Source organism: Streptomyces laurentii, from assembly GCF_040635425.1.
In the GTDB taxonomy this organism is placed as follows: domain Bacteria; phylum Actinomycetota; class Actinomycetes; order Streptomycetales; family Streptomycetaceae; genus Streptomyces; species Streptomyces laurentii.
Map to the genome: position 1 here is coordinate 24,305 of NZ_JBEYHT010000038.1, position 25,319 is coordinate 49,623.

General features: G+C 71.9%; 23 protein-coding genes. 16 read left to right on the top strand and 7 right to left on the bottom strand.

What is annotated here, in order from left to right:
- Positions 1 to 99: 99 nt before the first annotated feature.
- Positions 100 to 1,575, top strand: coding sequence for an aminopeptidase P family protein (locus tag ABZ693_RS22585; RefSeq protein WP_359880074.1), 1,476 nt, complete (start codon positions 100 to 102; stop codon positions 1,573 to 1,575).
- Positions 1,576 to 1,705: 130 nt separating this feature from the next.
- Here the strand turns inward: ABZ693_RS22585 and ABZ693_RS22590 are convergent, their stop codons facing one another.
- Positions 1,706 to 2,182: an ATP-binding protein gene (locus ABZ693_RS22590; protein WP_359880077.1), complete on the bottom strand. Its 477-nt coding sequence runs from the start codon at positions 2,180 to 2,182 to the stop codon at positions 1,706 to 1,708.
- Positions 2,183 to 2,411: 229 nt separating this feature from the next.
- Between ABZ693_RS22590 and ABZ693_RS22595 the strand changes: the two genes are divergently transcribed.
- The 9 genes from ABZ693_RS22595 to ABZ693_RS22635 all read left to right on the top strand — a co-directional run bounded on the left by ABZ693_RS22595 (position 2,412) and on the right by ABZ693_RS22635 (position 12,332).
- Positions 2,412 to 3,275, top strand: coding sequence for a hypothetical protein (locus ABZ693_RS22595; RefSeq protein WP_359880079.1), 864 nt, complete (start codon positions 2,412 to 2,414; stop codon positions 3,273 to 3,275).
- A gap of 125 nt (positions 3,276 to 3,400) precedes the next feature.
- Positions 3,401 to 4,189, top strand: a complete 789-nt coding sequence (locus tag ABZ693_RS22600) for a YcnI family copper-binding membrane protein (protein ID WP_359880082.1) — start codon at positions 3,401 to 3,403, stop codon at positions 4,187 to 4,189.
- Positions 4,190 to 4,216: 27 nt separating this feature from the next.
- Positions 4,217 to 4,993, top strand: coding sequence for an SCO family protein (locus ABZ693_RS22605; RefSeq protein WP_359880084.1), 777 nt, complete (start codon positions 4,217 to 4,219; stop codon positions 4,991 to 4,993).
- Positions 4,990 to 5,478 carry a copper chaperone PCu(A)C gene (locus ABZ693_RS22610; protein WP_359880087.1) on the top strand — a complete coding sequence of 163 codons (489 nt, stop codon included), beginning with the start codon at positions 4,990 to 4,992 and terminating at the stop codon, positions 5,476 to 5,478. Before ABZ693_RS22605 ends, ABZ693_RS22610 begins: the two co-directional genes overlap by 4 nt.
- 24 nt (positions 5,479 to 5,502) lie before the next feature.
- Complete coding sequence (locus tag ABZ693_RS22615; protein ID WP_359880090.1) at positions 5,503 to 7,440, top strand: copper resistance CopC/CopD family protein; 1,938 nt, start codon at positions 5,503 to 5,505, stop codon at positions 7,438 to 7,440.
- Positions 7,441 to 7,527: 87 nt separating this feature from the next.
- On the top strand, positions 7,528 to 8,760 hold the full coding sequence (gene efeB, locus ABZ693_RS22620) for an iron uptake transporter deferrochelatase/peroxidase subunit (RefSeq protein WP_359880186.1): 1,233 nt from the start codon (positions 7,528 to 7,530) through the stop codon (positions 8,758 to 8,760).
- Positions 8,761 to 8,861: 101 nt separating this feature from the next.
- Positions 8,862 to 9,797: a prephenate dehydratase gene (gene pheA, locus ABZ693_RS22625; protein ID WP_359880093.1), complete on the top strand. Its 936-nt coding sequence runs from the start codon at positions 8,862 to 8,864 to the stop codon at positions 9,795 to 9,797.
- Positions 9,798 to 10,239: 442 nt separating this feature from the next.
- On the top strand, positions 10,240 to 11,529 hold the full coding sequence (serS, locus tag ABZ693_RS22630; protein WP_359880095.1) for a serine--tRNA ligase: 1,290 nt from the start codon (positions 10,240 to 10,242) through the stop codon (positions 11,527 to 11,529).
- Positions 11,526 to 12,332 (top strand): HAD family hydrolase, encoded by an 807-nt coding sequence (locus ABZ693_RS22635; protein WP_359880097.1) that lies wholly within the window; start codon positions 11,526 to 11,528, stop codon positions 12,330 to 12,332. The genes serS and ABZ693_RS22635 overlap by 4 nt, the downstream gene beginning before the upstream one ends.
- Positions 12,333 to 12,456: 124 nt before the next feature.
- Here the strand turns inward: ABZ693_RS22635 and ABZ693_RS22640 are convergent, their stop codons facing one another.
- Together ABZ693_RS22640 and lpdA are read right to left on the bottom strand one after the other, a co-directional pair.
- Positions 12,457 to 13,062, bottom strand: coding sequence for a rhomboid-like protein (locus ABZ693_RS22640; protein WP_435842505.1), 606 nt, complete (start codon positions 13,060 to 13,062; stop codon positions 12,457 to 12,459).
- Positions 13,063 to 13,189: 127 nt separating this feature from the next.
- A complete protein-coding gene (lpdA, locus tag ABZ693_RS22645; protein WP_359880102.1) occupies positions 13,190 to 14,593 on the bottom strand; it encodes a dihydrolipoyl dehydrogenase in 1,404 nt (467 codons plus the stop codon).
- A 168-nt stretch (positions 14,594 to 14,761) separates the two neighbouring features.
- On the opposite strand from lpdA, the gene ABZ693_RS22650 reads away from it, so the two are divergent.
- Both ABZ693_RS22650 and ABZ693_RS22655 read left to right on the top strand, forming a co-directional pair.
- On the top strand, positions 14,762 to 15,478 hold the full coding sequence (locus ABZ693_RS22650; protein ID WP_359880104.1) for a FadR/GntR family transcriptional regulator: 717 nt from the start codon (positions 14,762 to 14,764) through the stop codon (positions 15,476 to 15,478).
- A 2-nt stretch (positions 15,479 to 15,480) separates the two neighbouring features.
- Positions 15,481 to 16,791, top strand: coding sequence for a CynX/NimT family MFS transporter (locus ABZ693_RS22655; RefSeq protein ID WP_435842506.1), 1,311 nt, complete (start codon positions 15,481 to 15,483; stop codon positions 16,789 to 16,791).
- A 127-nt stretch (positions 16,792 to 16,918) separates the two neighbouring features.
- Here the strand turns inward: ABZ693_RS22655 and ABZ693_RS22660 are convergent, their stop codons facing one another.
- The 4 genes from ABZ693_RS22660 to ABZ693_RS22675 form a co-directional block, all read right to left on the bottom strand.
- Positions 16,919 to 17,638, bottom strand: a complete 720-nt coding sequence (locus tag ABZ693_RS22660) for an ABC transporter permease (protein WP_359880107.1) — start codon at positions 17,636 to 17,638, stop codon at positions 16,919 to 16,921.
- Between the two features lie 16 nt (positions 17,639 to 17,654).
- Positions 17,655 to 18,569, bottom strand: a complete 915-nt coding sequence (locus tag ABZ693_RS22665) for an ABC transporter ATP-binding protein (RefSeq protein ID WP_359880110.1) — start codon at positions 18,567 to 18,569, stop codon at positions 17,655 to 17,657.
- Positions 18,570 to 18,639: 70 nt separating this feature from the next.
- A complete protein-coding gene (locus ABZ693_RS22670) occupies positions 18,640 to 19,620 on the bottom strand; it encodes an ABC transporter permease (protein ID WP_359880113.1) in 981 nt (326 codons plus the stop codon).
- Complete coding sequence (locus tag ABZ693_RS22675; protein WP_359880191.1) at positions 19,617 to 20,627, bottom strand: ABC transporter ATP-binding protein; 1,011 nt, start codon at positions 20,625 to 20,627, stop codon at positions 19,617 to 19,619. The genes ABZ693_RS22670 and ABZ693_RS22675 overlap by 4 nt, the downstream gene beginning before the upstream one ends.
- A gap of 254 nt (positions 20,628 to 20,881) precedes the next feature.
- On the opposite strand from ABZ693_RS22675, the gene ABZ693_RS22680 reads away from it, so the two are divergent.
- The 4 genes from ABZ693_RS22680 to ABZ693_RS22695 all read left to right on the top strand — a co-directional run bounded on the left by ABZ693_RS22680 (position 20,882) and on the right by ABZ693_RS22695 (position 25,315).
- On the top strand, positions 20,882 to 21,760 hold the full coding sequence (locus ABZ693_RS22680; RefSeq protein ID WP_359880114.1) for a M24 family metallopeptidase: 879 nt from the start codon (positions 20,882 to 20,884) through the stop codon (positions 21,758 to 21,760).
- Positions 21,761 to 21,855: 95 nt separating this feature from the next.
- On the top strand, positions 21,856 to 23,652 hold the full coding sequence (locus ABZ693_RS22685) for an SDR family oxidoreductase (RefSeq protein ID WP_359880194.1): 1,797 nt from the start codon (positions 21,856 to 21,858) through the stop codon (positions 23,650 to 23,652).
- Between the two features lie 68 nt (positions 23,653 to 23,720).
- Entirely contained in the window at positions 23,721 to 24,680 is a 960-nt protein-coding gene (locus tag ABZ693_RS22690; protein WP_435842507.1) for a MerR family transcriptional regulator, read from the top strand.
- A gap of 89 nt (positions 24,681 to 24,769) precedes the next feature.
- The gene (locus ABZ693_RS22695) at positions 24,770 to 25,315 is read left to right on the top strand and encodes an RNA 2'-phosphotransferase (protein WP_359880117.1); all 546 of its coding nucleotides are present in this window, start codon (positions 24,770 to 24,772) and stop codon (positions 25,313 to 25,315) included.
- Positions 25,316 to 25,319 lie beyond the last annotated feature (4 nt).

Here is a 25,319-nt window from a genome sequence, read left to right on the forward strand (position 1 = left end):
CAGGCCGCCGCGCGGTAACAGGTCTTCCGCCTCTGGACCCCCTTCCGCACGACCGTACGATGGTGATGGTTCAGAGTCGTACCAAAAGGAGGCAGACCCGTGGCCGAAGAGCTCACGACGGACACCCCGGAGACCCCGGAGCAGTCCGAAGAGCAGGCGATCAAGCAGCGCAAGAACGGCCTGTACCCGGGCGTCTCCGACGAGCTGGCCGAGAACATGCAGTCCGGCTGGGCCGACACCGAGCTCCACGGTCTCGAGCCGATCGCCCAGGCCGCGCACACCGCCGCCCGCCGCGCCGCGCTGTCCGCCCGCTTCCCGGGCCAGCGCCTGGTGATCCCGGCCGGCAACCTCAAGACCCGGTCCAACGACACCGAGTACGCCTTCCGCGCCTCCACCGAGTACGCGTACCTCACGGGCGACCAGACGCAGGACGGCGTGCTCGTCCTGGAGCCGGTCGTCGGCGAGGACCGCCACGAGGCGACGATCTACCTGCTGCCGCGCTCGAACCGCGAGAACGGCGAGTTCTGGCTCGACGGCCAGGGCGAGCTGTGGGTCGGCCGCCGCCACTCCCTCGCCGAGGCGGAGCAGCTGCTCGGCCTTCCGGCGAAGGACGTCCGCGAGCTGCCCGCGCACCTCGCCGAGGCCACCGGCCCGGTCCGCAACGTCCGCGGCCACGACGCCGGCATCGAGGCCGCGCTGGCCGACAAGGTCACCGCCGAGCAGGACGAGGAGCTGCGGGTCTTCCTTTCCGAGGCCCGCCTCGTGAAGGACGCGTTCGAGGTCGCCGAGCTGCAGAAGGCCTGCGACGCCACCGCCCGCGGTTTCGAGGACGTCGTCAAGGTCCTCGACAAGGCCCAGGCCACCAGCGAGCGCTACATCGAGGGCACCTTCTTCCTGCGCGCCCGCGTCGAGGGCAACGACGTCGGCTACGGCACCATCGCCGCCTCCGGCCCGCACGCCTGCACCCTGCACTGGGTCCGCAACGACGGCCCGGTCCGCGCCGGCGACCTGCTGCTCTTCGACGCCGGTGTGGAGACCAACGAGCTCTACACCGCCGATGTCACCCGCACGCTGCCGATCAGCGGCACGTTCACCGACATCCAGCGCAAGATCTACGACGCCGTGTACGAGGCGCAGGAGGCGGGCATCGCCGCGGTGAAGCCCGGCGCCCACTACCGCGACTTCCACGACGCCGCGCAGCGCGTGCTCACCGAGAAGCTCGTCGAGTGGGGCCTCGTCGAGGGCCCGGTCGACCGTGTCCTGGAGCTGGGCCTCCAGCGCCGCTGGACCCTGCACGGCACCGGTCACATGCTCGGCATGGACGTCCACGACTGCGCCGCCGCGCGCACCGAGACGTACGTCGACGCGACGCTGGAGCCGGGCATGTGCCTGACCGTCGAGCCGGGTCTGTACTTCCAGGCCGACGACCTGACCGTGCCGGAGGAGTACCGGGGCATCGGCGTCCGGATCGAGGACGACATCCTCGTCACGGCCGACGGCAACCGGAACCTCTCGGAGACGCTGCCGCGCACCTCCGCGGACGTCGAGGCGTGGATGGCCGGCCTCCAGGGCTGATCCGTCTTTTTGTGCCTCGGTTCTCCTCCGGGGCGCGTCGGGGCGAGCCCGTACCCCTCTGCGGCGGCAGGCACACGGCCCGCCCGTGCCGATCAGGCATGGGCGGGCCTTCGCGTTTCCCGGCGCCGCGTCAGGCGAGCGCGAGCGGAGCGTCCGCCCGCCATTTGACGATCTTGTCGAAGCTGACCAGCGCGCCGCCCCGGCCCGTCCGCCCGAAGTGGACGTGGTCGGCCAGCTCCTCGATCAGCCGCAGCCCCCGTCCGCTCTCCGCGTCCGGGGCCGCGGGCGCCGGCAGCCACCCGCGCGAGCGGCCCGGGGCCCCCGGGAAGCCCGGCCCGGAGTCCGCCACCTCGATCCGGCAGGTCTCCCCGTCGAGATAGGCGGTGACCCGGTACTCCTCGCCGGCGCGCGGCGCGCCCACGGTTCCGTTCAGGGGACGGCCGCCGTGCTCGACGGCGTTCGCGCACGCCTCCGTCAGGGCGACCGACAGCTCGTACGAGACGTCCGGGTCGACGCCCGCCGTCTCCATCGCCCCGAGCAGCAGCCGCCGGGCGAGCGGCACGCTCGCGGCATCGCGCCGCAGATGGAAGGACCACCAGATGCTCATGCTCCAGCCTCCTGGCTGCGGCTCGACATGCTGCGGCACGACATACCGATACGTATTGCCGAACGGAACCCTCCGTAAGCACGCGGGGGGACGAAGTCCGCTCGTCCGGCGGATTCCCGCGCGCTCCGCCCCGGTGTATGGCGGAGCGAACCGCCCGAGGACGACGCAAGAGTGACCTTCCGGACCTGCCGTATCGGTGGGAGGTGCCTGGTGCGATGATGGCCCCGCCATGTCTGCCCCCGCGCTCGCGCCACGCATGCTGAGGGCCGCGGTGTTCACCGCGGTCTGTGTCGTGCTGGGCGCGCTCGGCCACGCGCTGGCCGCCTGCGCGGGCATCGCGGCCTGGTCGCTGATCGCCGGACTGCTCGGCGTCTTCGGGGTCACCGTCCTCTTCACCGGCCGGGAACGCTCCCTGCCGAGCGTCGTCGGCGCCCTCACCGTGGGGCAGCTCGCCCTGCACGCCCTGTTCGGCCTCGGGCAGCGCCCGCTCGGCCAGGGCACCGGGACCGGAACGGGGGCGAACGACGCGCTCGTTCGGCTCGCCGCCACCCTGGTCTGCGGACGCGGCGCCGTCCAGCTGAGCCCCGCCGAGGCCGCCCGGATCGTCGGCGACGCCGGCATCGGCCCGCTCGGTTCCGGGGCCGCGACCGGCGCGACAGGCACCGGGGCGATGACCGGCGGGGCGACGACCGGCGGGGTGAACCCGCACCTGGCCCACGCCATGGGCGCGGCCGACCCGGCCGCCGGACTGCTCCCGAGCCTGCCCATGCTGCTCGGCCACCTGCTCGCCGCGCTGGCCACCGGCTGGCTGCTGCGCCGCGGCGACCTGGCCCTCGGCCGGCTCGTGCGGCTGTCCGCGGAGGGCGCCGCCGGGGTCGCGGGCTGCGCGCTCGTCCGTTCGCTGCGCGCCGCGCTCTCCTTCGTACGGGCCCTGCTCGCCGGTCTGCCGGCCGCTCCGGCCACCGGTCCGCGCGGCCCCGCCCGTACCTCCTTCGACTCCTCGCCGCCGCCCGTCGTGGTGGCCCTCGCGGACACGGTGATCCGCCGCGGCCCACCGGCCGCCGCCCGCTGCGCGCTCGCGCTCGCAGCCTGACGCGGTCCGCTCCGGCGCCTCGGCGACGTCCCACGGGACGGGGAGTGGGACCGCGGACGTCCCCGCATCCGCGGGGACATCCCCCTCTCCCGTATCCCGTTCCCTCCGTCGAGTGGAGTCCTTCCATGAGCACAGCTCTGTCCCGGGCCGTCCTGAACCGGACCGTTCTGTCCCGTATCGCCATCGCCGGCGGTGTCGCCGCCTCCTCCGTCCTGCTGCTGTCCGGCACCGCCTCCGCGCACGTCGGCGTGCAGCCGCAGGGCGAGGCCGCCCAGGGCGGGTACGCGACCGTCAACGTGAAGGTCCCGAACGAGCGCGACGACGCCTCCACCGTCAAGGTCGAGATCAACTTCCCGGCCGACCACCCGCTGGCCTCCGTGATGCCGCAGCCGGTCCCCGGCTGGAAGATCGACGTCACCCGGTCCAAGCTCGCCAAGCCGCTGGAGCTGCACGGCAAGAAGATCACCGACGCCGTCACCAAGGTCACCTGGACCGCGGACGGTTCGAAGATCGGCCCCGGCCAGTTCCAGCAGTTCCCGCTCTCCCTCGGCCAGCTCCCCGAGGACACCGACCGGCTCGTCCTCAAGGCCCTCCAGACGTACGACAACAAGCAGGTCGTGCGCTGGATCGAGGAGCCCGCGGACGGCGCGGCGGAGCCCGAGAACCCGGCTCCGGTCCTGAAGCTGTCGGCCCCGGCCGACGGCGGGCACGGCGCCGCGGCCGCCGGCGCGAAGCCCGGGGCCACCGCCGCGGACAAGGCCGGCGAGAAGGACGACGCCGGCCGCCAGGAGACCGCCGCCTCCGAGACGTCGAGCACCGACGCCACGGCCCGCGTGCTCGGTGTCGTCGGCATCCTCGTCGGGATCGCCGGAGTCGCCTTCGGCCTCCTGGCCGGGCGCCGCCGCTCGGCCTGACGCTCATCCCCGAACCGAAAGACGCACATGTCCGACAAGACACCACCGGCCGTCAAGGCGGCCGGAAGCGCAGGAAACGCGGGAAGCGCCGGGGGCTCCGGCGGCGGCGAGGGCCGCCGCCCGGGCCGTCGCGCCCCGCTGATCATCGCCGTGGTGGCGATCGCCGCCGCCATCGGCATCACCGCCGTCGTCGGCTCCGACGGCGGTGACGACAAGAAAACCGACGCCACGGCCAGCGGCGTCACCCAGATCACCGGCGGCAGCGACCCCGACAAGGCGGGCACCGCCCTCGACCGGCCGTTCGCCAAGCCCGACCTGGTCCTCACGGACACCCAGGGCAAGAGCTTCGACCTGCGCGAGCGGACCAAGGGCAAGGCGACGCTCGTCTACTTCGGCTACACCCACTGCCCCGACGTCTGCCCGATGACGATGAGCAACATCGCCATCGCGCGCAAGCAGCTCCCCAAGGCCGACCAGGACAAGCTCCAGGTCGTCTTCGTCACCACCGACCCCGAACGCGACACCGCCGCCGAACTCGGCAAGTGGCTGCCCGCCGCCGGGGACCCCTCGTTCATCGGGCTCACCGGTGACTTCCCGGCCATCCAGGCCGGCGCCCGGTCCATCGGCATCGGCATCGACCCGGCCACGAAGGACAAGAACGGCAACGTCGTCTCCATGCATGGAGCGCAGGTGATCGCTTTCTCGCCGACCACCGACCAGGGCTACGTCCTGTACGGCGAGAACACCAGCTCCGACGACTACGCCAAAGACCTGCCGAAGCTCATCAAGGGAGAGACCCCGTGAACCGCCGCACCACCAGCCTGTCCGCCTTCTCCGCCATAGCCGTCGCCGCCGCGCTCACCCTGACCGGCTGCTCCTCCGACTCCGGCTCGGACGCTCCGGCGAAGGCCGACGCCGGCAAGCCGCAGCTGAAGGTCAGCGGCGCGTTCATGCCCCAGCCCGTGATGGACATGGCCGGCGGCTTCCTCACCATCACCAACACCGGGGACACCGCCGACAAGCTCACCTCGGTCACCAGTGTCATCTCGGACGACGTCTCGCTCCACGAGACCAAGAACCAGAAGATGCAGCCGGTGAAGTCCTTCGACGTCCCCGCCAACGGCGAGCTGAAGCTCGAACGCGGGGGCAACCACATCATGTTCATGCAGCTGAAGCAGAAGCCCAAGCAGGGCGAGAAGGTCGCCATCGAGCTGCACTTCGAGAAGTCCGACGCCATCAAGGTCGACCTCCCGGTCGAGGCGCCCAACCACAACCCGAAGCAGCACTGAGCCCTGTGAGGGAGTGACCCACCCATGCTGACCACCGCCCCGCGCCTCGGGCCGGCTCTCGCCCGGCTGCTGCTCGTCGTCGCCGCGCTCCTGGGCACGCTGCTCGCCACGGCGGGCCCCGCGTCCGCGCACGCGGCGCTGACCGGCAGCGACCCGCAGGACGGGGCGGTGATCGCCACCGCCCCCAAGGAGGTCAACCTCACCTTCTCCGAGCAGGTCGCCATGAGCGACGACTCCCTCCGGGTACTCGACCCGGCGGGCAAGCGCGTCGACACCGGCGAGATCCGCGACCTGTGCAGCAACTCGACCGTCCGCTACGGGGTCGCCCTGCTGCCCGGCCTGCCCGACGGCACCTACACCGTGGCCTGGCAGACCGTCTCGGCCGACAGCCATCCCATCTCCGGCGCCTTCACCTTCTCCGTCGGCGCACCCTCGAAGACCGCCGTCTCCCTCCCCGACACGGCGGTGGGCGGCGGACTCGTCGGCGCGCTGTACGGGATCGCGCGCTACCTCGCGTACGCCGGCTTCGTCGTCCTCGTCGGTGGCGGCGCCTTCGTCCTGGCCTGCTGGCCGGGCGGCGCGGCCGTACGGCCCGTACAGAAGCTGGTGGTCCGCGGCTGGCTCACGCTGACCGCCGCCACCCTGGCCCTGCTGCTCCTACGGCACCCGTACACCCGTACCGGCAGGCTCGCCGACGTCTTCGACCTGGGCGGGCTGCGGGCCGTCCTGGAGACCAAGACCGGGGCCGCGCTCTCCTCGCGGCTGCTGCTGCTCGGCGCGGCGGCGCTGTTCGTGGCCGTGCTGTTCGGCGCGTATGCCCGGCGGCGCGAGGAGGCGGACCACCGCGACCTCACCTTCGGGCTCGCCCTCGGCGGGACCGTGGTCGCCGCCGGTGTCGCCGGGACCTGGGCCCTCGCCGAGCACGCCTCGACCGGGCTCCAGCCGGGCATCGCCATGCCCGTCGACATCCTGCACCTGCTGGCCGTCGCGGTCTGGCTGGGCGGCCTGGCCACGCTGCTCGTGGCACTCCACCGCGCTCCGGCCGCCCTCGGCCGGGCGGCGGTCGAGCGCTACTCGACGCTCGCGTTCGGCGCGGTCGTCGTCCTCGCCGCCACCGGGATCTACCAGTCCTGGCGGCAGGTGGGCACCTGGTCGGCGCTGACCGGCACCCGGTACGGGCAGCTGCTCCTGGTCAAGGCCGGTCTGGTCGCCGTCCTCCTGGGCATCGGCTGGATATCGCGGCGCTGGGTCCGGCGCCTCGGGGAACCGGCCCCGGCCGGAGACGGGACCGGGGCCGCGGCGGGAAGCGATGCCGAGGCCACCGGCGAGGAGCCGACGGATGTCGTCGAAGCGGACGAGGCCGCCGAGGCCGCCGAGGTGGACGCCGAGCGGGCCGAGCAGCTCGCCCGGCAGCGGGCCGCCGTCGCCACCGCCCGCCGGAAGAAGGAGCGGGACGCCGACCCCGAACGGTCCGGACTGCGCCGCTCGGTGCTCACCGAGGCCTCCGTCGCCGTCGTCCTGCTCGCCGTGACGACCGTCCTGACCTCCACCGAACCCGCCCGTACCGAGGAGGAGGCGGGCCCGGCCCGGACCGCGGCCGGCGCCCCCGCCGTCCCGAACCGTCCCGTCGACGTCCGGCTGCCCTTCGACACGGGCGGCGCGAACGGCAAGGGCACCGTGCAGCTCACCCTCGACCCCGGCCGTACGGGGGCCAACGCGCTGCACATCTATGTCGTACGGCCCGACGGGAGTGCCCTGGACGTCCCGGAGGTGAAGGTCGCCTTCACTCTGACGGCCAAGGGCATCGGCCCGCTCCCGGTCGTGCCCGACCGCATCCAGACCGGCCACTGGAGCGCGTCCGGCGTCCAGTTGCCGATGCCGGGCGAGTGGCTGATGCGGGTGACGGTCCGTACCTCCGATATCGATCAGACCACCATCGAGAAGAACGTGAAGATCGGCTGACCCGTGAGCAAGCCCAAAAGAACGCCTGTGAGCACGCCTGTGAACACGTCCGACGACACCCCTGGGAACGACGGCACCACCGTGGAGATGTCCCGGCGCCGGGTGCTCGGCACCCTCGGCGCGGCCGGGGCCGGCGGCCTGGTGGTCGGCGCGGTCAGCGGCGCCGGCATCGCCTCGGCCGTCTCGGGGGAGAGCGCCCCCAGTGCGCCCGCCCTCACGACGGTCGGGTCGACCGAGGTGATGTTTCACGGGAAACATCAGGCGGGGATCACCACGCCGCTGCAGTCCCGCGGCCATCTGATCGCCTTCGACCTCGTGCCGGGCGCGGGGCGCAAGGAGGCCGCCGCGCTGCTGCGCCGCTGGTCGACGACGGCCGGGACGCTGATGGAGGGCAAGCCGGCGAACGGCGCCGACACGGACATCTCGCTGGACGCCGGCCCTTCCTCCCTGACGCTGACGTTCGGCTTCGGCCGTACCTTCTTCGACCGCACCGGGCTCACCGCCCGCCGTCCCGCGCAGCTCGACCCGCTGCCCGCCTTCTCCTCCGACGTCCTCGACCCCAAGCGGTCGGAGGGCGATCTGTGGGTGCAGATCGGCGCGGACGACGCGCTCGTCGCCTTCCACGCGCTGCGCGCCGTCCAGAAGGACGCGGCCGGGGCGGCCCGGGTGCGCTGGCAGATGAACGGTTTCAACCGCTCGGCCGGCGCCACCGCCAAGCCGATGACCGCCCGGAACCTGATGGGCCAGGTCGACGGCACCAACAACCCCGTCCCCGCCCAGTCCGGCTTCGACCAGCGGATCTTCGTCCCCGACGGCGCGTCCGGCGCCCAGGCGTGGATGGCGGGCGGCTCCTACGCGGTCGTCCGGCGGATCCGGATGCTGCTCGACGACTGGGAGGGGCTGAGCCGGCCGGAGCAGGAGCAGGTGATCGGCCGGCGGAAGTCGGACGGCGCGCCGCTCTCCGGCGGCTCGGAGACGACCCCGCTCGATCTGAACAAGCTCGGCGCGGACGGCAAGACCGTCATCCCGAACAACGCGCACTCCCGGATTTCCGCCCCCGCACAAAATGGCGGGGCGGCGATGCTGCGCCGTCCGTTCTCGTACCACGACGGGATCGGGGCGGACGGGACGCCGGACGCCGGACTGCTGTTCATCGCCTGGCAGGCGGACCCGCTGCGCGGCTTCGTGCCGGTGCAGCGCAAGCTCGACCGGGGCGACGCGCTGTCCGCGTTCATCCGGCACGAGACGAGCGGTCTGTTCGCGGCGCCGGGCGGACCGGCGACGGGCGAGTACGTGGGACAGCGGCTCCTGGAGGCGTAGTCCCCAGGTGATCGTGCACGGTCCCGGCAGGCCGCCGGGACCGGGTGCCAAGGCGTGGACGGGCCCCGGGACCGGGGCCCGCTGCCGTTAGGGTGACTCGCATGTCAGCCACCCGGTATACGTATCTCGGTCCCGAAGGCACGTTCACGGAGGCCGCGTTGCGCACGCTGCCCGAGGCCGCGACGCGGGTGCTCGTCCCGATGGTCTCGGTGCCGGCCGCGCTGGACGCCGTACGCAACGGGGAGGCGGCCGCGGCGCTCGTCCCGATCGAGAACTCGGTCGAGGGCGGGGTGACCGCGACCCTGGACGAGCTGGCGTCCGGCGAGCCGCTGATGATCTACCGCGAGGTGCTGCTGCCGATCGCGTTCGCGCTGCTCGTACGGCCCGGGACGAAGCTCTCGGAGATCAAGACGGTCACCGGGCACCCGGTCGCCCAGCCGCAGGTGCGGAACTGGCTGCGGGCCCATCTGCCGGACGCGGTGTGGGAGTCGGCCGCCTCCAACGCGGACGGGGCCCGGCTGGTGCAGGAGGGCCGGTTCGACGCGGCCTTCGCGGGCGAGTTCGCGGCGGCGACGTACGGCCTCGAACCCCTGGTCACCGAGATCCACGACGCCGAGAACGCCGAGACGCGCTTCGTACTCGTGGGCCGGCCGGCCCGCCCGGCGGCGCCGACGGGCGCCGACAAGACCTCGGTGGTGCTGTGGCTCGGCGACGACCACCCGGGTGCCCTGCTCGAACTCCTCCAGGAATTCGCGGTCCGCGGGGTCAACCTGATGCTGATCCAGTCCCGTCCGACGGGCGCGGGCATCGGCAACTACTGCTTCGCCGTCGACGCCGAGGGCCACATTTCCGACCGCCGGGTCGGGGAGGCGCTGATGGGGCTGAAGCGCATGTGCCCGAAGGTGCGTTTCCTCGGCTCGTATCCGCGGGCGGGCGTCGAGGCCGGGGATCTGCCGCCGCTGCGGCGCGGGACCTCGGACACCGCGTTCACGGCGGCCTCGGACTGGCTGGCTCGCGCGCAGGACGGCCGGGCCTGAAACCGGGGCCGGAGGGCCGAGAGCGGAGGCCGGGGGCGTGTTCCCCAGCTCACCTCTAGTTATCCACAGGGACACACCTCGACCTGGGGATAAGTCGACTTGCTTACACAGTCATCACCACCCCCTCCAGCCTCACCCCCGGCCGCTCCGAGCCGCCCCTTCATCCCCTATTTTCCCTGTTCGGAGCCCATTTCCTCCGGTCAAAACCTTTCCCCGACCGCGAAACCGAGGAATTCCTCCACCCGATCGCCCCCTTCCCTCGTCCACAGATTTCCCGCACAGCCTGTGGATAACTTGAGCGGGGTGGGGACGGGCGGCGCGGCTCCGCCCCGCCCGGAAGTCCGAATAGGGAAAGGAAAGAAAGAAATCAATTCGGGCAAAACGCCATAGAACTCCCTTTTATGGAGGGCGACGCTCCCGGCCGCACCGGTAGCCTGGTGGGGTGATTGACCTTCGCCTGCTCCGTGAGGACCCCGACCGTGTTCGCGCCTCCCAGCGCGCCCGTGGAGAGGACGTCGACCTCGTCGACGCCCTGCTCTCCGCCGATGAGCGGCGCAGGTCGTCCGGCGTCCGCTTCGACGAGCTCCGTTCCGAGCAGAAGGCGCTCGGCAAGCTCATCCCCAAGGCCACTCCCGAAGAACGGTCCGAACTGCTGCGCAAGGCCGAGCAGCTGAAGACCGACGTGAAGGCCGCCGAGGCCGAGCAGAACGAGGCCGACGAGACGGCCCGCACGCTGCTGCTCCAGATCGGCAACCTCGTCCACACCGACGTCCCCGTCGGCGGCGAGGAGGACTTCGTCGTCCTCGAGACGCACGGCACGATCCGCGACTTCGCCGCCGAGGGCTTCGAGCCCAAGGACCACTTGGAGCTCGGCGAGGCGCTGGGCGCCATCGACGTCGAGCGCGGCGCCAAGGTCTCCGGCTCGCGCTTCTACTACCTGACCGGCGTCGGCGCCCTGCTGGAGCTCGCGCTCGTCAACGCGGCGATCGCCCAGGCCACCGAGGCCGGCTTCACCCCGATGCTCACCCCGGCGCTGGTCCGCCCGCGCGCCATGGAGGGCACCGGCTTCCTCGGCCAGGCCGCCGAGAACGTGTACCACCTGGAGAAGGACGACTTCTACCTGGTCGGTACGTCCGAGGTGCCGCTCGCCGCGTACCACATGGACGAGATCATCGAGGCCGACAAGCTGCCGCTGCGCTACGCCGGCTTCTCGCCGTGCTTCCGCCGCGAGGCCGGCACGTACGGCAAGGACACCCGCGGCATCTTCCGCGTCCACCAGTTCGACAAGGTCGAGATGTTCTCGTACGTCGCGCCGGAGGACGCCGAGGCCGAGCACCGCCGGCTCCTGGAGTGGGAGAAGCAGTGGCTCACCTCCCTGGAGCTGCCCTTCCAGGTCATCGACGTCGCCACCGGCGACCTCGGCGCCTCCGCCTCGCGCAAGTTCGACTGTGAGGCGTGGATCCCGACCCAGGGCAAGTACCGCGAGCTGACCTCCGCCTCCAACTGCGACGGCTTCCAGGCCCGCCGCCTCTCCATCCGCATGCGCGAGGAGAAGGACGGCAAGAAGGCCGTGCAGCCGCTGGCCACCCTGAACGGCACGCTGTGCGCCGTCCCGCGCACCATCGTGGCGATCCTGGAGAACCACCAGCTCCCCGACGGCTCGGTGCGCGTGCCCGAGGTGCTGCGTCCGTACCTCGGCGGCCGTGAGGTCCTGGAGCCGGTCTCCAAGTGAGCGCGTTCCCCTACCGTCTGGTCGCGACGGATCTCGATGGCACGCTGCTGCGGGCCGACGAGTCCGTCTCGGTCCGGACGCGCGACGCGCTGAAGGCGGCCGCGGCCGCCGGCGCGGCGCACATCATCGTGACCGGCCGCGGTGTTCCCTGGACCCGGCCCATCCTCGACGACCTCGGCTACGAGGGGATCGCGGTGTGCGGGCAGGGCGCGCAGGTCTACCACGCGGGCGAGCGCCGGCTGCTGACCTCGCTGACGCTGGACCGGAAGCTCGGCGCGCTCGCCATGGCCAAGCTGGAGGCGGAGGTCGGCCCGCTGGCCCTGGCCGCCAGCCGCGACGGCCTGGACGGCGAGGTCCTGGTCGGCCCCGGCTACCGGCACCAGGACGGGCCGCTGCCGTACGTCCCGTTCGAGGACCCGGCCGCGGTGTGGGCGGAGCCGCTCACCAAGCTCTACATCCAGCATCCGACGCTGAGCGACGACGAGCTGACCCGGGTCGCCCGGCAGACCGTCGGCGGGCTCGTGGACGTCGTCCTGGCCGGTCCCGACATCGTGGAGATCGTCCCGCTCGGCCTCAGCAAGGCGACCGGTCTGTCGCTGGCCGCGCGCCGGCTGAAGGTGAAGCCCGTGGACACGATCGCCTTCGGCGACATGCCCAACGACATACCGATGTTCGGCTGGGCGGCCCACGGCGTGGCCATGGCCAACGCCCATCAGGAACTCAAGGCCGTGTCCCACGAGGTGACCGGCTCGAACGAGGAGGACGGCATCGCGACCGTCCTGGAGCGCCTGCTCGACGCCTGACGTCATATGCCTGACGTCAGGCATATGACGTCCTGAGGCACCCGTACGGACACGCGTACGGGAACGGGGCGGCCCGCGCGGTTCGCCGCCGCGCGCTCGAAGCGGCCGCCCCGTTCCCGTGTCTCTAGTGTGCGCCGCCCGACCCGGCCTCCTCCAACGGTTTTCCCCTGCTCAGCGGCCAGAAGGCCAGCCCGATCAGCAGCGAGATCGCGTGCCCGAGATCGGTGTACGTATGGCTGCTGACCAGCGGCACGACGAAGAACACCACCACGCCGACCAGGTAGAACCAGCGCCAGGGCCGCGGCAGCCGGTACGTGAGGATCCCGGCAGACGCCGCGAGTCCGTAGCTCACCCCGATGTCGACGACGTGCGCCATGCTGCGCGGCACGTCGTGGTCCTGGATCGCCTGCAGGACCACCTTCTGGCTGATGAGGGTGGCGGCGACGTGCGCGGTGGCGACGACGACCAGCCATTTCAGGGTGCCGAGCCAGCGCTCCACGGGCGCGTGGAGCAACTCGAAGAGCAGGGCGTAGAAGAACAGGCTCTCCGGGTTCTCGATCCAGAAGGCGCTGCCGATGAGCGCCCGCATCGGGTGGCGGGCGAGCTCGTAGAGGTTGCTGCTGTTGCGGTGCAGCAGATAGTGGTCGACGCCTTCGGGGGCGAGCGCGATGACCAGGCTGGTGAGCGCGATGACGGCCAGCCACACATGCGTACCGGGTGACGATCGCACCCACGACCTGATCGGTCGGGACGGTTCGCCACCCGGTACGGGGGAGTCGGTGTCGCTCGGCACGTTCCCGTGCCTATCACCCCGTCCGGGGTGTTTCATGAGCGAAACCGGAGTAAAGCGGAGAAACTCAGAAATTGATCATGTGACCGGCGATGCCGTGGATCGCTTCCTTGACCGCCTCGCCCAGGGTCGGGTGGGCGTGCACGTTGCGCGCGACCTCGTGGACCGTGAGGTCCCACTGCTGCGCCAGGGTCAGCTCGGGCAGCAGCTCGGTGACGTCCGGGCCGATCAGGTGGGCGCCGACGATCTCGCCGTACTTCGCGTCGGCGACGATCTTCACGAAGCCGGTCGGGTCGCCGAGGCCGTGCGACTTGCCGTTCGCGGTGAACGGGAACTTGGCGACCTTGACGTCGTAGCCGCGCTCGCGCGCCTGCTTCTCGGTGTAGCCGAAGCTGGCGATCTGCGGCTGGCAGTAGGTCGCGCGCGGAATCATCGCGTAGTCGAGCTCCATCGTCTCGGCGTCCGAGAGGGTCTCGGCGGCGATGACACCCATGGCCTCGGCGTTGTGCGCGAGCATCAGCTTCGCGGTCACGTCGCCGATGGCGTAGATGTGCGGGACGTTGGTGCGGCAGCGGCCGTCGACGTCGATCGCGCCGCGCTCGGTGAGGGCGACGCCGGTGTTCTCCAGGCCGTAGCCGGCGACATTCGGGGCGAAGCCGATGGCCTGCAGGACCTTGTCGGCCTCCAGGACCTTCTGCGCGCCGTCCTTGCCGGTGACGGTGACGCGGACCTGCGGGCCGGACTCGTCGATGGACTCGACACGGGTGGAGGTGAGGACGTCGATGCCGAGCTTGCGGTACTGCTTCGCCAGCTCCTTCGACACCTCCTCGTCCTCCAGCGGAGCGACCCGGTCGAGGAACTCGACGATGGTGACCTTGGTGCCGTAGCTGTTCAGCACGTACGCGAACTCGATGCCGATGGCGCCGGCGCCGGCGATGACGATCGACTGCGGGGCGTCCTCGGCGAGGATCTGCTGCTCGTACGAGACGACGCGGTCGCTCAGCGCGGTGCCGGGCAGCAGGCGCGGGGAGGCGCCGGTGGCGATGATGCAGTTGTCGAAGGTGATCGTCTGCGTGGTGCCGTCGGCCTTCGCCACCTGGAGGGTGTGCGCGTCGAGGAAGGTGCCCCGGCCGTCGAACTCGGTGATGCCGTTCTTCTTCATCAGGTAGTGGACGCCCTTGACGCGGCCGTCCGCGACCGTGCGGCTGCGGCGGAACGCCTCGCCGTAGTCGAAGGAGACCGTGCCGTCGACCTTGATGCCGAAGGTCTTCGCCTCGTGCGTGAAGATGTGGGCGAGCTCGGCGTTGCGCAGCAGGGCCTTGGTCGGGATGCAGCCGACGTTCAGGCAGACGCCGCCCCAGTACTTCTCCTCGACGACCGCGACCCGCTTGCCCAGCTGGGCGGCGCGGATGGCGGCGACATAGCCGCCGGGGCCAGCTCCGAGTACGACGACGTCGAAGCGGTCTGACATGGCTGACTCCCGAAGGTGATGAGGGTGTTCGGTCCGCGTACGTGCCCACAGTAGCTCCGACATCCGGCGGCAGACGGGGCGGCGGTGAGCGCAGTTGTAGGATGACTGGGCAACCGGGTGAATGACTCCCGGCCGGGACAGGAATCCAAGGGACCGCGGAGGACGGCGATGGCATTGAAGGCGGCGGGGCGGACCTCGCTGGTGGACTCGGTGGTCGGGCAGCTGCGCGCGCAGCTCACGAACGGCGAATGGGCCGTGGGCGACCGCATCCCCACCGAACACGAGCTCGCCCAGCTCCTCGGCGTCGGCCGCAACACCGTCCGCGAGGCGGTCCGCGTCCTCGTCCACGCCGGGCTCCTGGAGTCCCGGCAGGGCAACGGCACATTCGTCAGGTCCACCGCCGACCCGGCCGCCGTGCTCAACAGCGTGCGGCACGCGGGCGCGCGCGACGTCCTGGAACTGCGCGCCGCCCTGGAGGCCGAGGCGGCCCGCCTCGCGGCCGTCCGGCGCGACACCCACGACCTGCTGCGGCTGCGGGCGGCCCTGGCCACCCTGCGCGAGGAGGGCGACCGGGACGCGGACGCCGACCTGGCCTTCCACCTCGCGGTCGTCGAGGCCACCCACAACGCGGCCTTCCGCGAGGTGTACCGCTTCTTCTCCACCCAGGTGCACGAGGTGCTGAGCAGCTCGCTCGACGACACCGCGATGCCGCCGGTGGACATCGACGCGCACGAGGCCGTGGTCGCGGCCATCGAGCGGGGGGACGCGGAGGCCGCGCAGGCGGGCGCGCGCGAGCTGCTGCGGCTGCCGATGGCGACGCATCTGCTGCTGTCGGAGACGGACGACCCGCCACAGGCCCCGGCGGACGAGGAGGTGTCCCGGTGACGGTGACCGAGGGAAGTACCACCGCATCGGCCCCGGCCGGCGCACCGGCCACGATCCGGTCCTCCGCCGGGACGGACGCGCCCCGCCGCTCCCCGCTCGCGCACCCCGCGCTGCTGCTCGTCGGCATCGTGCTGGCCTCGCTCAACATGCGCGCCGCCCTGTCCAGCGTCTCGCCGCTGGTCGGCGAGCTGGCGCAGGAGTACGGACTGTCGTCGGCCACCAGCTCCCTGGTGACCTCGGTGCCGGTGCTCTTCCTCGGGCTCGGCGCCTTCGTCGCGCCCTGGCTCGGGCGGCGCTTCGGCCCCGAACGGGTGCTGTTCGGCGCCCTGCTGCTGCTCGCCGCGGGCGCCCTCGTCCGCGCCCTGCCGTCGGTCACCGCGCTGTACGGCGGCGGTGTCCTCGTCGGCACCGCGATCGCCGTCCTGAACGTCCTGATGCCCGGCCTGGTCAAGCGGGACTTCCCGGACCGGGCCGCGGCCATGACCTCCGTCTACACGGGCTCGATGATCGCGGGTGCCACCCTCGGCGCGGCCGCGTCCGTCCCGCTGGAGCACGCCCTCGGCGGCTGGCGCGGTTCGCTGGCCTCCTGGTCGGTGCTCGCCTGCTTCGCGGCCCTCGCCTGGCTGCCGCAGCTCCTGATCCGGCGGGCGCCGCTCCAGGTGCGTACGGTCGCGGGTACGGGCTCCGGTTCGGGCGCGCGCCCCGCGGTGGCCCCGGGGACGGCGGCCCGGGCCCTGGAGCACCGTTCGGTGTGGCGGTCGCCGCTCGCCTGGCAGGTGACCCTCTTCATGGGCTTCCAGTCGCTGTGGACGTACGTCCTGATCGCCTGGATGCCGACGATCTTCACGGACCACGGGATGAGCCGGTCGACGGCCGGCGTCATCTTCGCCTTCAACAACCTGGTCCAGGTCGCGGGCGCCTTCGCCGTGCCCCTGCTGGCCGGCCGGATGCGCAGCCAGCGCCCGCTGGTCGTGCTCGTCACGTCCATGGTCGCGGCCGGATACGTGGGCCTCATGGTCGCCCCGGTGCAGGGCGCCTGGCTCTGGTCGGCGGCCCTCGGCGTGGGCCAGGGCGGGGCGGTGGGCCTCGCGCTCACCCTGATCGTGCTGCGCTCGGGCGACGCGATGACGGCCGCCCGGCTCTCCGGCATGTCCCAGACCGTCGGCTACCTGCTCGCCGCCTTCGGCCCGCTGGCCGCCGGCACCCTGCACCAGGCGACCGGCTCCTGGACGGCGCCGATCATCGCGGTTCTCGGCATATGCGTGGCGGCCCTCGGCGTGGGCCTGCTCGCGGCCCGCGACCGTACGGTCTGACGTACGAACGACGGGTGAAGCAGCTCTACGGGTACGGGCTCCGGGCGCGCCTCCTGAGGGAGACCGCGCCCGGAGCCCGTACCCGTACCGCTCCTCACAGGAAGCGGGCATATGCCTGCCTGAGGGGCTACTCCTCGCCCGCCAGGCTCATCGTCCGCAGCTTGTACCCCGCGAACCAGGTCGCCCCGATCGTCACGGCGACCAGCAGCGTCACGGACGTCGGCAGCCCGACCTCGGAGCTGACCAGCCCGTCCCCGGTGACCTTCTCGGCCAGCGCGAGCGCCCACTGCTGGACGCTGAGGGTGCGGGCGCCCGCGATCAGCGAGCCGAACAGGGCCTCCCACACCAGGGCGTAGACCAGGCCGATGACGACGGCGTGCCGGCTGACCGTGCCGAGGAGCAGGAAGAGCGCGCTGTACGCGATGGAGGCGACCAGCGACGCCACGGTGAAGGCGACGGCCACCTGCTGCCCGTTGCCGTTCAGGATGTATCCGGCGATCAGGGTCGGCAGCGCCGAGAAGACCATGGTCACGGCGATGGCGACGATCAGCTTGGTGAACACGATCGTCGGCCGCTTCACCGGCTTGGCCAGCAGATAGACGATCGAGCCGTCGTCGATCTCCGGACCGATCGCTCCGGTGCCGGCGATCACGCCGATCAGCGGCACCATCGTGGCGAGCGCGAACCCGCCGAGGACGTCGGCGGCGACCTGGTCGTCGGCGCCGTTGAACATCCGGACCGCGGCGGCGATCACGATCAGCATCGCGGGCAGCGCGAACAGGATCAGCGCCCGCCTGCGGCCCAGGAGGGCCCGGTAGGTGAGCCGGGCGACGGTGGGGTTGTACATGGGAGTCGGGCTCCTTTCAGGCCGCTACGAGATACGAGAAGACGGATTCGAGGGACTCGTCCGACGGCGAGACCGTCAGCAGCCGGATGCCGCGCTCCTGGGCGACCTTCGGCAGCAGTTCGGTGAACCGGCCGAAGTCCACGGCCTGGACGCGCAGCCCTCCGCCGTCCGCGTGGTCGACCTCGATGCCGGCCGTCGACGGGTCGGCGATCAGCGCGGCGGCCAGCGCCCGGTCGTCGCTGGACCGCACCAGATAGCGGTGCGGCCGGTCGGTCATCAGCCGGCGGATCCGCCGGAAGTCGCCGGAGGCGGCGTGCCGGCCGGCCACGATGACCTCGATGTGCGAGGCGAGCTGCTCGACCTCCTCCAGGATGTGCGAGGAGAACAGGACCGTACGGCCCTCGGCGCCCATCCGGCGCAGCAGGTCCATCAGCTGCATGCGCTGGCGCGGGTCCATGCCGTTGAACGGCTCGTCGAGCAGCAGCACGGACGGCTCGTGGACGAGCGCCGAGGCCATCTTCACGCGCTGCCGCATGCCCTTGCTGTACGTGGAGATCTTGCGATCCTGGGCATATTCCATCTCGACCGTGGCCAGCGCCCGCCGCGCCTCCTCGTCCCCGAGGCCCTGCAACTCGGCGTTGGCGACGACGAACTCGCGTCCGGTGAGGAAGTCGTACATCGCCTCCCGCTCGGGGACGATGCCGATCGAGCGGTAGACGGACTCGTTGCGCCAGATCGTCTCCCCGTCGAGGGTGACGCTGCCGGCGGAGGGCGCGAGGAACCCGCCCATCATGTTGATGAGAGTGGACTTCCCGGCGCCGTTGGGGCCGAGCAGACCGGTGACGCCCGGGCCGACGGTCATGGTGACGTCGTTGACGGCCACGACGTTGCCGAACCAGCGGGAGACGTGGTCGATGGTGAGAACGCTCATGGGCGCGGCCCGTTCTGGAGAAGGGGGCGGGTAGGCGACGGGGAGTACGCCGGGGTCGGCGTCGTGCCGATCACAGGCCGACCTTCCGGTAACGGCGCATCAGCACCCCGTACGAGCCGGCGATCAGCGCGAGGACGACCAGCAGGTAGACCACGCCGGCCCCGGCGCCCGGCGCCACGGACGCGCCGCCGGGGAACGCCGTCGGCGCCTCCAGGAAGGCCGACTGCACCCCGTCGATGAGGGTGATCGGCGAGAAGAGGCCGATCCACTGGATGGCACCCGGATTGTCGGTGCCGTACGCGATGCCCTGGAGCGTGGAGACCGCGCCGTACGAGATCACCAGCGTGGCGATGACGGCGGCGACACCGAAGCCGCGGCGCGGCGTGAGGGCGGCCATGACCAGGCCGATGCCGCCGAACAGCAGCGACAGCAGCGCCACCGAGGCCAGGCCCTCGCCGAACATCGTGGTCTGGGTCCCGAAGTCCATCTTGGCGAGCAGCGATCCGATCCACATGATCAGGAGGGGCGAGGCGGTGAGGATGAACAGCGCCGACGTCATCGCGCCGAACTTGGCGAGGACGTAGTCCACCCGCTCGATCGGGCGGGCGAAATACAGCGGCACCGTACGGAAGCGCAGGTCGCGGGAGACGGACTGCGGGGCCTGGGCGGCCACGAAGATGCCGATGACCATCTGCAGGAACACCGCGTACTGGGTGTACTCGATGGCCAGCTTCGAGGACTTGGTGAAGACCGCGACCGCCACGATGATCAGCGCGGGCACGCACATCACGGCGAACAGCAGCATCGGCAGCACCTTGGACTTGGCGCTGCGGCCCAGTCCGAACGCGCCGCGCAGCGACTGCGAGAACAGCGCCTTGCGGGCGGACGCGCGGCCGAGGCGGGGGCCGTCGTAGCCGCGGTATCCGATGTTGTGGATACGGGTGGCCTCGGGGCCCGCCTGACCGGCCGTTCCCGCCGGTCCTGCCGTTCCTGTCCGGCCTGCCGTTCCTGTCTGTCCGGCCTGGACGGAGCCGGGAGTCGGGGACGTCATCGCGTCGGCACCTCCTTCTCCTTCTGCTGCTCTGCCTGGGCCGGCACCTGCGTCTGCGGCTGTGCCTGCGTCTGGTCGCCGGTCGTGAAGACCTCGGCGATGTGGTGACGGCGCTGTTCCATGCGGACCAGGCCGAGGCCGAGGCCGGCGACGGTGTCGCGGACCAGGTCGTACGTCTCCTCGCCGGGCGCCTCCAGGAGGAGGATGTGCCCCGCGCCGGGCAGTCCGTCCTCCACGCCCGCGTGGAGGGTGACTCCGGCGGTGGTGAGCGCGGCGCGCAGCGCCTCCGCGCCGTCCGGGTGCGCGTCGGAGTCGGTGACCTCGACCGCGAGGGTGGTGGTGGTGCGGGTGAAGTCGCTGGTGGAGCTGGAGCGCAGGAGCCGGCCGCCGTCGATGACGACGACGTGGTCGCAGGTCCGCTCCAACTCGCCGAGCAGGTGCGACGTGACGAGGACCGAGATCCCGAAGTCCGTCCACACCCGCCGGATCAGGCCGAGCATCTCGTCGCGGCCGACCGGGTCGAGGCCGTTGGTCGGCTCGTCGAGCAGCACCAGGCGCGGGTCGTGGACCAGGGCCTGGGCCAGCTTCACGCGCTGCTTCATGCCGGTCGAGTAGCCGCCCATGGGGCGGTAGCGCTCCTCGTACAGGCCGACGTGGCGCAGGGTGTCGGCGGTCCGTTCGCGGGCGGCGGTCGCCGGCAGCCCGGACATGCGCGCCATGTGGACGACGAACTCGGTGGCCGAGACGTCGGGTGGCAGGCAGTCGTGCTCCGGCATGTAGCCGACCTGTTCCCGGATCCGGTCGCCGGCGGTGGCGACGTCGAGTCCGAGGACCTCGGCGCGGCCCTCGGTGGCCGGGGACAGGCCGAGCAGGATCTTGATCATCGTGGACTTGCCGGCTCCGTTGGCACCCACCAGTCCGGTCACGCCGGGCCCGATGTCCAGGGAGAGCCGGTCAAGCGCGGTCACCCGGGGGAACCGCTTGCTGAGGCTTTCGGTCGCGATCACAGTCACGTTCTCGACGGTAGTGGCGTGCGTCACGGGCGTCGTCAGACCAACGGTCCGATCCGTCTCCCCCTCCAGATGTACGGGGGCCGTAGGGGATCCACGACGAGAAGCGGACGGTGGCGGCGGCTCCCCTGGTTGTCCACAGGCTCGCGCACACCCCTTGACGCAGCCGCCGACCATTGTCACATTCATCAGTGTCAAGTTACGGCTACGTAGCGCGGCCGGCGCTCATACGGGACGGGCGGGGTGGTGGCATGGCAGCGGCGGGTACGGCGGGCGGCACGGGAGTGGGCACGGCGGCGACGCGTGAACTCACGGCGGAGCTGCGGGGGTTCAGGGAGACGCAGCGGCTCGCGTACGCGTGCGCGGAGGCCGTCGCGGCCCAGCTGAGGCCCGGGGTGACGGAGCGCGACGCGGCGCGGATGCAGCGGGAGTGGCTGTACGCGCGCGGGGTGAAGGACTGGTTCCACCGGCCCTTCGCCTGGTTCGGCGACCGCACGGCGTTCGTCGACTTCAGGATCCCGCTCCAGTTCTTCCCCACCAACCGGCGCCTGGAGGCGGGGATGCCGTTCATCCTCGACATGGCCCCGGTGTACAAGGGCTACACGGCGGACATCGGCTACTCCGGCTGCCTGGGCCTCAACCCCGTCCACGACAAGCTGCTCGCCGACCTGGAGGAGCACCGGGCGCTGATCCTGCGCGAGGTGCGCGAGCGCCGCACCCTGCGGGAGATCTACGAGGACGTGGACCGGCTCATGGTCCGCCAGGGATACGCCAACCGGCACCGCGCCTACCCCTTCGGCGTCATCGCCCACAAGGTCGACCGGGTGCGCGAACGCCGTTTCGCGCCCACCCTGTTCGGCTTCGGCGCCGAGTCCCTCAAGGGGCTGGCGAGCGACGCCCTGCACGGCCACCGGGACGGCTGGTCGCCGCTCTGGTCGCCGTACAAGTTCTCCGACCACCCGCCGAAGCCGGGCCTGTGGGCGGTCGAGCCGCACCTCGGATTCCGGGGCACGGGCGCGAAGTTCGAGGAGATCCTCGTCGTCACCGACTCCCGGGACCCCGAGGAGAGCGCGTTCTGGCTCGACGACGACCTGCCGCACGTACGGCGCTGGAACGAGGCGGCGGCATGAGCGACGCGCGCGAAGCGAAGGGCCCGGCCCGTACCGCGGGCGATCACGACCACGAACACGACAGCAGTGGCAAGGCGAGGGGAAGGGGAGAGCCGATGACGGACGGCACCGGGCTGAGCGGGGCGCGCGAGCGCCGGATCCGCACGGGCGGAATCGAGCTGTGCGTGGCCGAGTTGGGCGACGCGAGCCGGCCGACGGTCCTGCTCGTCCACGGCTTCCCGGACTCCAAGGAGGTGTGGTCGAAGGTCGCGCCGCGGCTCGCCGAGCGCTTCCACGTGGTGCTGTACGACGTCCGGGGCCACGGCCGCTCGACGGCTCCGGTCCCGCTGCGCGGCGGGTTCACCCTGGAGAAGCTGACGGACGACTTCCTTGCCGTCGTGGACGCGGTCAGCCCGGACCGGCCGGTCCACCTGGTCGGCCACGACTGGGGTTCGGTGCAGTCCTGGGAGTTCGTGACGGTGGCGCGGACCGAGGGCCGGATCGCGTCCTTCACCTCGATGTCCGGACCGTCCCTCGACCACTTCGGGCACTGGATCAAGAAGCGGATGACCCGTCCCACCCCGCGCCGGGTGGGGCAGCTCCTCGGCCAGGGCGCCAAGTCCTGGTACGTGTACGCGCTGCACACGCCCAAGCTGCCCGAGCTGGCCTGGCGCGGACCGCTCGGCAAGCGCTGGCCGGCGCTCCTGGAGCGGATGGAGGGCATCCCGGCCGGCGGCTACCCGACCGACACGCTGGGCTCGGACGCGGCGAACGGCGCCTGGCTCTACCGGGACAACGTGCGCGCCCGGCTCACGCACCCGCGCCCCGACGCGTACGCGCACGCGCCCGTCCAGCTGATCACGCCGACCGGTGACGCCTTCCTCTCCGAGCGGCTCTACGACGAGCTGGGCGACTGGGTGCCGGACCTGACCCGGCGCACCCTGCCCGCCAAGCACTGGGTGCCGCGCACCCGGCCCGACCAGCTGACGGCCTGGATCACCGCGTTCGTCGACCGGCACGAGCGGTCCGACGGCCCGGCGGCGGCTGCCCCGAAGACGGCGAAGAGCGGGACGCGGCCGGAGTACGCGGAGCGGTTCGGCGGCCAGCTGGTCCTGGTGACCGGGGCGGCGAGCGGCATCGGCCGGGCCACCGCGTTCGCCTTCGCGGAGGCCGGCGCGCGGGTGATCGCGGTGGACCGGGACGCCGAGGGCGCGGCCCGTACGGCCGAGATGTCCCGGCTCATCGGGGCGCCCGCGGCCTGGGGCGAGACCGTCGACGTGGCCGACGAGCAGGCGATGGAGAAGCTCGCCGCGAAGGTCGCGGAGGAGTACGGCGTGGTCGACGTCCTCGTCAACAACGCGGGCATCGGTCTGACCGGCTCCTTCTTCGACACCACCAGCGAGGAGTGGCAGCGGGTCCTCGACGTCAATCTGTGGGGCGTGATCCACGGCTGCCGCTTCTTCGGGGAGCGGATGGCCGAGCGCGGCCAGGGCGGCCACATCGTCAACACGGCCTCGGCCGCCGCCTTCCAGCCGTCGCGCGCCCTGCCCGCGTACAGCACGTCGAAGGCGGCGGTGCTGATGCTGAGCGAGTGCCTGCGGGCCGAGCTCGCCGAGCGGGGCATCGGGGTCTCGGCGATCTGCCCGGGCATCGTGAACACCGGCATCACGTCCACCGCCCGGTTCGCGGGCGTGACGGACGCGGCCGAGGAGAAGCGGCGGCAGAAGAAGGCCTCGCGGCTGTACGGGATGCGCAACTACCCGCCGGAGAAGGTCGCGGACGCGATCCTGCGCGCGGTGCTGCGCGACCAGGCCGTGGTGCCGGTGACCCCGGAGGCACGCGGGGCGCACGCGCTGTCCCGGCTCTCGCCGGGCGTGCTGCGGGCGTTCGCGCGCTGGCAGCCGCCGGCGTAGGGCGTCCGCCCGTACAGGGGTCGGCTGGTTCGGGGGCGGGTCGTACCATCGGGTGGAAGGATCGGTCGGTGGGAGCGGATTTGTCGGAGCAGTCGGTACCCGCGGAGTACCGGATCGAGGATCTGGCCCATCGCAGTGGGGCCACCGTGCGCACGATCCGTGCCTACCAGGACCGCGGCCTGCTGCCCCGCCCGGAGCGTCGCGGCCGGTCGAACGTCTACGGCGACGCCCATCTGGCCCGGCTGCGGCAGATCGCCGACCTGCTCGACCGCGGCTACACCCTCGCCTCCATCAAGGAGCTCCTGGAGGCGTGGGACGCCGGGCGCGGGCTCGGCGGGGTGCTCGGTCTGGTCGCCGAGGTCGACGGGCCGTGGACGGACGAGGAGGCCGACCGGATCTCGCGCGCCGAGCTCGACGCGCGGTTCGGCGGCGAGCCCGACGAGGACGCGGTCCGGGAGGCCATCGAGCTGGGTGTCCTGGAGCGGGTCGCGGGCCGGGAGAGCGAGGAGTACCTGGTCCCGAGCCCCCAGGAGCTGGCGGTGGCGGCCGAGTTGTACGCGGCGGGCGTGCCGCTCGGCGCGATCACCGGCCATCTGCGGGAACTTCGCGGCCAGGTCGAGCACATCGCCGCCCGTTTCCTGGAGTTCACGAGCGAGCATGTCTTCGCCCGCTATCTGGAGCACCGCCCGCCGACGGACGCGGACGCGACGGAGGCGGCGACCCTGGTCCGGCGGCTGCGGCCGCTCGCCCAGCAGACCGTGGACGCGGAACTGGCCCGCGCGATGCGCCTGTTCGCGACCCGCCACCTCCAGTTCCACCTCTCCCCGGACGCGCCCGCGCCGAGCGACCACGAGCCCCGCGCGGTGACCCTGCCGGGGGAGACGATCCGCGCCGTGCAGAAGCTCGTTGGCGAGCGGAACGTGTCGGCGTTCATCGCCGCGGCTGCCGAACGGGAAGTCCAGACACGAACATTGGATGCACTTGCCTCAACTGGGGCCGAGAGTAACGAAATCCATCAGACTGGTTGATTTCGCACCCCACTTGTCCACAGAAACGCCAACGAGCCTGTGGATAAATCCACTTGGCTGTGGATCAAACCTGGGGATTCAATGAATTCGTGAATGATGAGAAACGTATCGTGCGAGTGTCGAAGTACCTCTCGAAACATCTACGGCACCAGCCCGAACGCATCGGACTGACCCTCGACGCCCACGGCTGGACCGAGATCGACGCGCTCCTGCGCGCCGCCGCCGACCACGGCTTCCGGATCACCCGCGCCGAACTCGACCACGTCGTCGCCGCCAACGACAAGAAGCGCTTCACCATCGAGGGCACCCGCATCCGCGCCGCCCAAGGCCACACCGTCCCGGTCGACCTCGACCTGCCGCCCGCCGAACCGCCCGCGTACCTCTACCACGGTACGGTCGCCGCCCGGCTCCCCGCCATCCGGACCGAGGGCCTGCGCCCCATGGCCCGCCACCACGTCCACCTCTCCCCCGACCGCGAGACCGCCACCCGCGTCGGCGCCCGCCGCGGCCGCCCCGTGGTCCTCGCCGTCGACGCGGGCGCGATGCGCCGCGCCGGCCACGTCTTCCACGTCAGCGCCAACGGCGTCTGGCTCACCGCGACGGTCCCCCCGCAATTCATCCGCTTCACCGGCTGACCCG

Coding starts and splice junctions, on each gene's coding strand:
- ABZ693_RS22670 (WP_359880113.1), bottom strand. CDS start 19,620: ATGACGTCCCCGACTCCCGGCTCCGTCCAGGCCGGACAGACAGGAACG.
- ABZ693_RS22650 (WP_359880104.1), top strand. CDS start 14,762: ATGGCATTGAAGGCGGCGGGGCGGACCTCGCTGGTGGACTCGGTGGTC.
- ABZ693_RS22660 (WP_359880107.1), bottom strand. CDS start 17,638: ATGTACAACCCCACCGTCGCCCGGCTCACCTACCGGGCCCTCCTGGGC.
- lpdA (WP_359880102.1), bottom strand. CDS start 14,593: ATGTCAGACCGCTTCGACGTCGTCGTACTCGGAGCTGGCCCCGGCGGC.
- ABZ693_RS22615 (WP_359880090.1), top strand. CDS start 5,503: ATGCTGACCACCGCCCCGCGCCTCGGGCCGGCTCTCGCCCGGCTGCTG.
- ABZ693_RS22605 (WP_359880084.1), top strand. CDS start 4,217: ATGTCCGACAAGACACCACCGGCCGTCAAGGCGGCCGGAAGCGCAGGA.
- pheA (WP_359880093.1), top strand. CDS start 8,862: ATGTCAGCCACCCGGTATACGTATCTCGGTCCCGAAGGCACGTTCACG.
- ABZ693_RS22665 (WP_359880110.1), bottom strand. CDS start 18,569: ATGAGCGTTCTCACCATCGACCACGTCTCCCGCTGGTTCGGCAACGTC.
- ABZ693_RS22685 (WP_359880194.1), top strand. CDS start 21,856: ATGACGGACGGCACCGGGCTGAGCGGGGCGCGCGAGCGCCGGATCCGC.
- ABZ693_RS22600 (WP_359880082.1), top strand. CDS start 3,401: ATGAGCACAGCTCTGTCCCGGGCCGTCCTGAACCGGACCGTTCTGTCC.
- ABZ693_RS22590 (WP_359880077.1), bottom strand. CDS start 2,182: ATGAGCATCTGGTGGTCCTTCCATCTGCGGCGCGATGCCGCGAGCGTG.
- ABZ693_RS22680 (WP_359880114.1), top strand. CDS start 20,882: ATGGCAGCGGCGGGTACGGCGGGCGGCACGGGAGTGGGCACGGCGGCG.
- ABZ693_RS22595 (WP_359880079.1), top strand. CDS start 2,412: ATGTCTGCCCCCGCGCTCGCGCCACGCATGCTGAGGGCCGCGGTGTTC.
- efeB (WP_359880186.1), top strand. CDS start 7,528: ATGTCCCGGCGCCGGGTGCTCGGCACCCTCGGCGCGGCCGGGGCCGGC.